Source organism: Phosphitispora fastidiosa, assembly GCF_019008365.1.
Lineage (GTDB): Bacteria > Bacillota > Thermincolia > Thermincolales > UBA2595 > Phosphitispora > Phosphitispora fastidiosa.
Genome location: NZ_JAHHUL010000047.1, coordinates 1 through 1,851, shown reverse-complemented (window position 1 = coordinate 1,851; position 1,851 = coordinate 1). Strand labels below are relative to the sequence as shown.

The 1,851-nt window shown below is 42.5% G+C and carries 4 protein-coding genes; all 4 read right to left on the bottom strand.

All coding sequences use genetic code 11. The annotated features are described in order from the left end of the window. The coding region (locus Ga0451573_RS18845; RefSeq protein ID WP_231685741.1) for a tyrosine-type recombinase/integrase at positions 1 to 504 on the bottom strand (504 nt) is incomplete at its 3' end. Then, positions 461 to 637 carry a phage integrase N-terminal SAM-like domain-containing protein gene (locus tag Ga0451573_RS20355; RefSeq protein ID WP_353740083.1) on the bottom strand — a complete coding sequence of 59 codons (177 nt, stop codon included), beginning with the start codon at positions 635 to 637 and terminating at the stop codon, positions 461 to 463. The genes Ga0451573_RS20355 and Ga0451573_RS18845, both read right to left, overlap by 44 nt. A 358-nt stretch (positions 638 to 995) precedes the next feature. Beyond that, positions 996 to 1,310: a type II toxin-antitoxin system RelE/ParE family toxin gene (locus Ga0451573_RS18840; RefSeq protein ID WP_231685742.1), complete on the bottom strand. Its 315-nt coding sequence runs from the start codon at positions 1,308 to 1,310 to the stop codon at positions 996 to 998. Then, on the bottom strand, positions 1,303 to 1,569 hold the full coding sequence (locus tag Ga0451573_RS18835) for a type II toxin-antitoxin system Phd/YefM family antitoxin (RefSeq protein WP_231685739.1): 267 nt from the start codon (positions 1,567 to 1,569) through the stop codon (positions 1,303 to 1,305). Before Ga0451573_RS18835 ends, Ga0451573_RS18840 begins: the two co-directional genes overlap by 8 nt. Between the last annotated feature and the right edge of the window lie 282 nt (positions 1,570 to 1,851).

The following is a 1,851-nucleotide window of genomic DNA, read 5'->3' as shown; positions in this document are numbered from 1 at the left end:
AAGATAAATACAGGTAGTACGCAAATCCGTATGCCCTAAAAGCTGTTGGATAAGCAAAATGTCTGTCCCCGCTTCCAACAGATGAGTGGCAAAGCAATGTCTGAGGGTGTGAATAGAAACATCCTTTTGAATTCCGGACCTGACCTTGGCATCAACGAAAACCTGCTGCACAGTACGGATAGAGATAGGCTTATCCGCAGGCTTGCCGGGGAAAAGCCAATAAGAAGGCCGGTACTGCATCCAGTACTGCCTGAGGATAGAGAGGTTAGCAGGAGAGAGCAGGGAATAACGGTCTTTCTTGCCCTTACCCTGCCTGATAAGGATTTGCATATTCTTACTATCGATATCAGAGACCCTAAGATTAGCAATTTCACCGACCCTGAGACCGGCAGCATAGGTAGTCATCAAAATAGCCTTATGCTTCAGATTTCCGGTAACATTAAAGATAGCTTTAACCTCGTCAACAGATAAAACAGCGGGTAAAGTTCGGTTCCGTAATTGCATGATGGAGAAATTGCCTCACTTCGTCATAGCCGAGGGATTTAAGAGGTTTGTCAAAGTGACCGTGAAAACTATTAACATGCCGCATGTAGTTATCCTGAGTTTTGGGGCTGAAAACTGCAAGTTCCAGATTCATTTGCATTTTCGCAAGTAATCCATTCATAGAACCATCTCCTTAAGATATTGTTTTTCTTTAATTCTAAAGGGAAAATGGTAGAAGGAACGAATTTTTGGGGGAGGAAACAAAACAGCCAGTTTTGGCCAGCCACCGCCTCAGCGGTTTCGTTCAACAACGCATTTCCGCTCTGGGCGCGGATGAGCGCGAGAAGCCGGTTAGGGGGTAATACATGTTCGGGGTGTGCCGCGCCACATCCCCCAGCCTAACCGCGGCAGCGGCCGGTTAGCCCGAACCTGACATAAGAGCTATGTAAGGTTCGGACTTCACCTTAAGGCCGGGTGACGTCGGAAATGCAAGGCCGTTAGGCGAAATCTGGCTATTTGGGGTCAAAAAGAAAAAAGTATCTTCTTTTTCCGTGAAGAATTCTTCTGATTTCAACAATGTTGCCCTTTATTGAATAAAAGACTAAATAGTTGCCGATTATCAGCATTCTGTAGTTTTGAGATTGAAGTCGTCTTTCCTTGGGGATTTGTCCCATCATAGGAAATAATTCTAATTGAGATATGGTTTCGTCAATTTGATCAATGAAATTCATAGCAGCAGTTGGGTTATCAGCCCTAATGTACTCAATTATTTCCATGAAGTCTTTTTCAGCGCTTGGAAGATACCTTACTTGATACTTCTTACCCATCAATGGTAGCCCTCATTTTCTTCATTAGTTCTTTATGACTGATAGTCGGTGCGCCAGATGTACTTTCTTGTTCGGCTTCACCAAGTTTTTGGTATAATTCAATTATTGCTTCAAGTTTTTCATATGTTGCCATACTCATGACAACTAAGTCGCCTTGACCGTTTTTTGTAATGAATACAGGTTCCCCTTCATCATGGCAAAGTTCAGAGATTTGATTGAAATTGTTTCTTAAGTCTGAGATTGGTCGAATTATTGGCATTAGCAATCGCTCCTTTATCATTAAATATGATAATATTATATCATAGAAATGATAAAAAAATACTTTTTTGATTAACGCCAGATATCACCTAACATTTAGCCGTGTTTCCGCAGTTGAGCATACAAAAACACCGGTTAAGCACTGGCCCTACCGGCGTCAAGTCATTACTTTATATGCTCAATTGCGGCAACACGTGTTGGACGAAGCCGCGGGTTCAGAAACACTTATGGGGATTCAAAGTTTTGTAAACCCCGGCTAAACTCTTGATAACAGCAGAAAATC

Excerpts from the sequence above, each read along its gene's own strand:
- Ga0451573_RS20355 (WP_353740083.1), bottom strand. The coding sequence starts at position 637 with ATGAATCTGGAACTTGCAGTTTTCAGCCCCAAAACTCAGGATAACTAC.
- Ga0451573_RS18835 (WP_231685739.1), bottom strand. The coding sequence starts at position 1,569 with ATGCCAATAATTCGACCAATCTCAGACTTAAGAAACAATTTCAATCAA.
- Ga0451573_RS18840 (WP_231685742.1), bottom strand. The coding sequence starts at position 1,310 with ATGGGTAAGAAGTATCAAGTAAGGTATCTTCCAAGCGCTGAAAAAGAC.